General features: G+C 67.7%; 6 protein-coding genes and 1 rRNA gene. 3 read left to right on the top strand and 4 right to left on the bottom strand.

The window, feature by feature from the left end:
- Window positions 1–83 (top strand): 5S ribosomal RNA (gene rrf, locus ACF07B_RS42825); the annotation flags it as partial.
- 78 nt (window positions 84–161) lie between these two features.
- Here rrf and ACF07B_RS42820 read toward each other — a convergent pair.
- The gene (locus tag ACF07B_RS42820) at window positions 162–443 is read right to left on the bottom strand and encodes a hypothetical protein (RefSeq protein ID WP_392182934.1); all 282 of its coding nucleotides are present in this window, start codon (window positions 441–443) and stop codon (window positions 162–164) included.
- 277 nt (window positions 444–720) lie between these two features.
- Between ACF07B_RS42820 and ACF07B_RS42815 the strand changes: the two genes are divergently transcribed.
- Window positions 721–1,080: a hypothetical protein gene (locus tag ACF07B_RS42815; RefSeq protein WP_392182933.1), complete on the top strand. Its 360-nt coding sequence runs from the start codon at window positions 721–723 to the stop codon at window positions 1,078–1,080.
- A gap of 73 nt (window positions 1,081–1,153) precedes the next feature.
- A complete protein-coding gene (locus tag ACF07B_RS42810; protein WP_392182932.1) occupies window positions 1,154–1,606 on the top strand; it encodes a hypothetical protein in 453 nt (150 codons plus the stop codon).
- Window positions 1,607–1,742: 136 nt separating this feature from the next.
- On the opposite strand, the gene ACF07B_RS42805 is transcribed toward ACF07B_RS42810, so the two are convergent.
- The 3 genes from ACF07B_RS42805 to ACF07B_RS42795 all read right to left on the bottom strand — a co-directional run bounded on the left by ACF07B_RS42805 (window position 1,743) and on the right by ACF07B_RS42795 (window position 4,579).
- Window positions 1,743–2,279 (bottom strand): hypothetical protein, encoded by a 537-nt coding sequence (locus ACF07B_RS42805; protein WP_392182931.1) that lies wholly within the window; start codon window positions 2,277–2,279, stop codon window positions 1,743–1,745.
- 763 nt (window positions 2,280–3,042) lie between these two features.
- Window positions 3,043–3,576 (bottom strand): hypothetical protein, encoded by a 534-nt coding sequence (locus ACF07B_RS42800; protein WP_392182930.1) that lies wholly within the window; start codon window positions 3,574–3,576, stop codon window positions 3,043–3,045.
- 193 nt (window positions 3,577–3,769) lie between these two features.
- Window positions 3,770–4,579 carry a leucine-rich repeat domain-containing protein gene (locus ACF07B_RS42795; RefSeq protein WP_392182929.1) on the bottom strand — a complete coding sequence of 270 codons (810 nt, stop codon included), beginning with the start codon at window positions 4,577–4,579 and terminating at the stop codon, window positions 3,770–3,772.
- Window positions 4,580–4,965: the final 386 nt, after the last annotated feature.

Here is a 4,965-nt window from a genome sequence, read left to right as displayed (position 1 = left end):
ACATTCCGAACCCGGAAGCTAAGCCTCACAGCGCCGATGGTACTGCAGGGGGGACCCTGTGGGAGAGTAGGACGCCGCCGAACAATTTTTGAGAAGACCCCTGGACCGGGGATACCGGTCCGGGGGTTTTCTGCGTTCCCGGGGAATTTCTCGACGCGCGGCTAATTCCATACGCCGTCGAACCGGCCGACGATCTGCCGGAGCTCGCGAGCACTTCGAGGTGCCATGGCCTGCATCACGCGGTCGAGGAGAGCACGCGCTTCGAAGGGATTGCCGCAGCAGTACCAGTGCACGTTGTCCGACTCGTAGTCATCCCACAGCCGGCGCTCGGGGTGGCGGACGTAGTCCTTCCACAGGCGCACGGCCGCACTGACGTCGCCCGGCCGCAGGTAGTTGCGGGTGCGTTCGAGACGAGTGATCTCGGACAGTGCACTCGAGGACAAGCCGTCGATGGCCGGCCGTGCTTCTGGAGTCCGATGGCTGGGGATGCCGGCCCGGACGCGTCCTGGCCGTCTACGCGGCACGGACCTTTCGGTTGGTCGTCATGCCGCCCATCGTGCCACGCTCTCGAACGCGGACGGTGGGAGTTGTTCGAGCCGGCGAATCGGCGTGGTGCGATGCGGGTGTGGGTGGGAGCGGCGCACATGGTGGCGGAGCTGATGCTGCCGGTATCGTCCGGTCTCCCGGCCCGCGGTACCGGCGGGCTACGTGCAGAGAGCGATGCGGATGACCAGCCAGCAAGCCACGACGACCCTGTGGCGTCCCACCGGCCCCAAGGAACTGGAGCTGGTTCGGGAGCTGAACTGGCGTGCCTGGCCACCCCGGTTGCCCGAGCAGCCGATCTTCTACCCGGTCCTCAACGAGGACTACGCGGTCAGGATCGCGCGGGACTGGAACGTGAAGCACGACGGCGCCGGCTTCGTCACTCGGTTCGAGGTCGAGTCGGAGTTCGTGAGCCGGTATCCCGTCCAGCAGGCAGGTGGGCAGACGATCCTCGAACTCTGGGTTCCGGCCGAGGAGCTGGACACCTTCAACGCCCATATCGTCGGCGAGATCAGGGTGGTCCACGAGTTCCGCTGAGCCCGCCGCACGGTGACCTCTATGGTTCACCAGCAGACCAGATCCATGGAGCTGTGAGCGAGCCAAGCGAGAAATGCACCGCCGCCAGGCCGACTTCTACCAAGAGGCCCACGACAGGCCGGGGCTCCTCAAGCTCGCGCTGACCGCAGAAGCAGGACCATGGCAGCAGGGCGCTGCCCTCGACTTCCTCGCGGCACTCCCCGATGACGTTCCGGCTCTGCTCGGCGACTTGGTCGGCCTCTCCCTGTCTCGCGGGTGGGCTCTGGTCGTCCGGCAGGCCATCGACCGCATCCCGCACGACGACCTGGTACCTCTGCTCGAACCACTCATCGTGGAGCGACTCGACTCTGCCGACGATGACGAATACCGGCTCCTCGCCGAGCTCCTCGTCCATGTCGAAGCCTGGGAACTCCTCGGTCGGCTCGTGAGCCGGGCACTGGACACCGACGACCCCGGCACACGGGAAGTAGCCGAGGACTTCACGCAGTCGTACAGCCCGATGTGGCTCTTCAAACCGAACCCGTGAAGCTTCGGCTCTGCCCCGGGGTTGTCCTCTCCGAGGCGGTGACAGGCCCGCGGCGACGTGCTCGTGGGCGACGTGCCAGTTCGGTAGGAGGACTTCGATCAACGCTGGATGCCGCGATCATCGTCGGGACGATGGTTCAGGGCAGCTGCTTGCGTACCTTCGTCCATGTGATGAGCTGGTCCTTGGTAGGTCCCGGCCGTAGGACGTGCAAGAGCTGGTCCAGGTGAGCCGTCTTGTTCTTGTAGCGGCGAAGTGCGCCGATCTGCTCGGTCGGGAGGTCACGCCAGTTGGCGGACAACGCCACGACCTGGCCAGGATCGAGGGCGAGTGCTGCGAGCGTGTCGGCGGCGAGGACTTCGGGGTCCCAGTCTGCATCGGTGCCAGGGCCAAGATGATCGATGATCCAGGTGCGTAGCGCGAAGTTCTGGCGGGTCTTCCGGTCGTGACTCCATGGGGTGTCGTCGGGCAGACGTGAATTGGCGTTCAAGGACAGCTTGGCCCAGCGCAGGCGGACGTGCCGTGCCTCGTCGGAACGGTAGGCGTGGGACTGGGCGACGACTCTGATGCGCTCCAGCTCATGGCCCTGTTGCGTGGGCGTGAAGGCTTCGAGGCGGTCGACTGTCCAGGTGCTGAGGTCCTGGATCGGTTGGTCGCGGTCCGCGTCGTTGCTCAACGTTCCTCGCTTCGGACGGCAGGAAGGCCAAGGCCGACGGTAGCGCCACCGAGGGATTTCCGGTCGACCAGGGCGATCTTGCCGCTGGCCACCGGCCAGGCCGGTCGTCCCGGCGCCCGCCTGGCCGCTGCGCTAGCTGTCCGCATCGCCAGGACGCGCTGCTGGGCCTGCTCCCTCGGTTCCGCAGCCCCAGAAATCTGACCGCTCCGACCGGCGGCACCGATGCCTGGCATCTGTGGCGGACCATCGCCGAGGCGGTGGAGAGCGGTCGGATCCCACCCCGGGTGTATCCGGGCCGCGTTCGCGGGACCCATGGTCATGGCGGAGGCAACCGCGGGGGACCTGGCACGCTGGCGCCGTCCGAGGCGGTGGCCGTGCCGTTCGTCCCGCCGGCCGGCACGCTTGACGTCATGGGTCGGCCTCGGCGCCCGGTGGCCCGCACAGCGGAGAGATGCGCGGCGGTCCAGGCGCTGCCGGCCGACGGGCAGTTCCTGGCGACGATCGGCCGGACACTGCGGCCGGACCACTCCACCGTCCGCCGCTTCGTCCGAGGCGGCAGCCTGGAGGACTCCCGTCCACAGCCCAGGCCGACCCCGAGTCCCCGCCGCGGAACTGAAAGAGATCCGCACAGCTCGCCCCCACCTCGATGCCACCGCACGGCACGTCCACGACTTCACAAGGAGCGCGTACTCCTCGACCCATGACCGTGCGGCATCGCAAGATCCCCGTCAGAGCCGAATGGTGCGAACGTCCGCAGCACCTCTCAGATGTGGGAGGTGAGGCCGGTGACAGGGTCATGGGAGATCAGCGTCGGCATCCCGGGGTGGTACCGGACGATCTCACCGGTCAGCAGCGCCCGTCGTTGGCTGGCCGTCGCGACCTCGACCAGGAACTGCAGCACGGCAGCCACCCCCGCCCCGTCGACGACGTCCTCTGGCCAGACGGAGAACTCGATCTCCTCCTCGTCGCAGGGCAGGGCGAAGAACCACACGGCACCGAAGCGGGCCCGGAAGGAGAAACTCGTTCCCTGGCCCTCCGGGGCGTCTGCCCAGAGGCGGAAGAGGTCGGTGACGGAGGGATGCACGGGATCGAGCTGGGGGTAGGGGTGCTCCACCTCGGTCTCGTCGGCTGCAACACGCAGGCGTTCAAGGACCGCGATCCACTCGACGCGGGTCGTGTCGAGGACCCGAATGTCCCGCAGGCTGCCGTCGAGATGGAAGACATCGCACATCCACGGCTCGGGCAGACACCGCACGCGGGTACCGCGCTCACCGGCGTGGACGTCCTCGTGCGTCAACCCGACCCGCCCCCTCGCGTTCGTCTCTCCCAAGGCACCAAGGCACCAAGGTAAGTGGTCGCTCGCCGCTCGCCGGAGAAGCGACCACCGCCACACCTCTGAGACTCGAACGTCCGGGCGGGGACACTGACGCTGACAATGGGCAGTACGGGCTCTGCCGGGGATCTCGGCGGGCGAGGAGAGGCGCGGCTGGTCAGTCCCAGTCGGACGCCGGCTGGTCGACTCGACCGCCCTTGTGAGGCGTGGGGATGTAGTCGCGAGCACCGCCGGGCAGGGCGGCGACACACGCCGAGGAACAGGCGCCGACCAGCAGGGGCAATACGTCAGTGGCCACGCGCAGTGAGATCCACACCTGATGGAGTCCGCTCTGTTCGATCGGGCGGTCGCAGACACTGCAGCTGTGGACGGCGGTGGCGCCCCGGCGCCGGGGATCCAGGTTTCCCGGATCGAGGTCCGCGACGGAGTCTGGGGAAGGCTGTAGCCGCGGGAACGGCGGTCGTGTCTTGTAGTTGCCGAACAACGCGCGCGTGCTCACCGTGCTGCGGGTCAGCTTCCGGCATCGGGTGATCTCGTAGGGGAACCAGTGCAGCCGGTAGGAGGTGTAGGGGGTGAACTCCTCCAGACTGGTCATGGCCCCGATCTCGGGCGGGATCCGCACCAGATTGCTGCCGTAGAGCACGAGGTGCCTGACCGCCGTCAGCCCGGCGATGCTCGGTGGCAGGGTGATGATCTGCCGCCGCTCTTCCGGGCTGAGCTCGGTCAGGGGACGGAACTCTTCGCGCCCGTCGGCGGTGGCCTCGTCGATCAGCTCCAGCAGGTGGCGCCAGCCCGGAGCCGAGGTGTCCTGCCGCTCGGCGTGAAATCCGACTCGGGCTCGCGGATACGGCCTGGACTGGTCGAAGCACGAGCACGCGTCCTGGCGGCGCCCCCGCCACTCCGGGGCCGGGGCTGATGTGTCGCCCCAGCGGTTCAGATCGAGCCTCGGCTCCGCCGCGTCCGTCATGGCGCCAAGATACGGAGGCAGCTCCATGCCGTCCCAGGACTATCCGGGCGCGCACCTCTCGTCCCGCGGCGAGCAGGGCCGCTGAGTTCCGGAGTTGCTGGAGGGCGCACCGGCCGAGGACCGGTGCCCTGGAACGGCACGACTTCAGTCTTGTCGTCAGGGGCCGGGTCTGACCGGCCGGGGAGCTGCGCAGAGTCGTACGAAAAGATCTTGACAGGGGAGGTTGACACTGCCCTGCCGGATCCGTAAAGTTCTTCGAGTTGTCACGGAGCCGGACTGGTTCCGCGACGACGCCTCCGCCGCTGATGCGGCACTCAAACCACCAGCATGATCTCCCAGTCGGGATGAATTCGGCGTGTCCGAATTCCATTCGATTTGGGGCCGGC

The sequence above is a fragment of the Streptomyces sp. NPDC015532 genome (assembly GCF_043078065.1).
Lineage (GTDB): Bacteria > Actinomycetota > Actinomycetes > Streptomycetales > Streptomycetaceae > Streptomyces.
The sequence above is the reverse complement of the archived record's forward strand: the minus strand, read 5'-3'. Positions and strand labels throughout refer to the sequence as shown.

Bases quoted from the DNA above. Each gene is read 5' to 3' on its own strand.
- ACF07B_RS42815 (WP_392182933.1), top strand. From the start codon at position 721: ATGCGGATGACCAGCCAGCAAGCCACGACGACCCTGTGGCGTCCCACC.
- ACF07B_RS42795 (WP_392182929.1), bottom strand. From the start codon at position 4,579: ATGACGGACGCGGCGGAGCCGAGGCTCGATCTGAACCGCTGGGGCGAC.
- ACF07B_RS42810 (WP_392182932.1), top strand. From the start codon at position 1,154: ATGCACCGCCGCCAGGCCGACTTCTACCAAGAGGCCCACGACAGGCCG.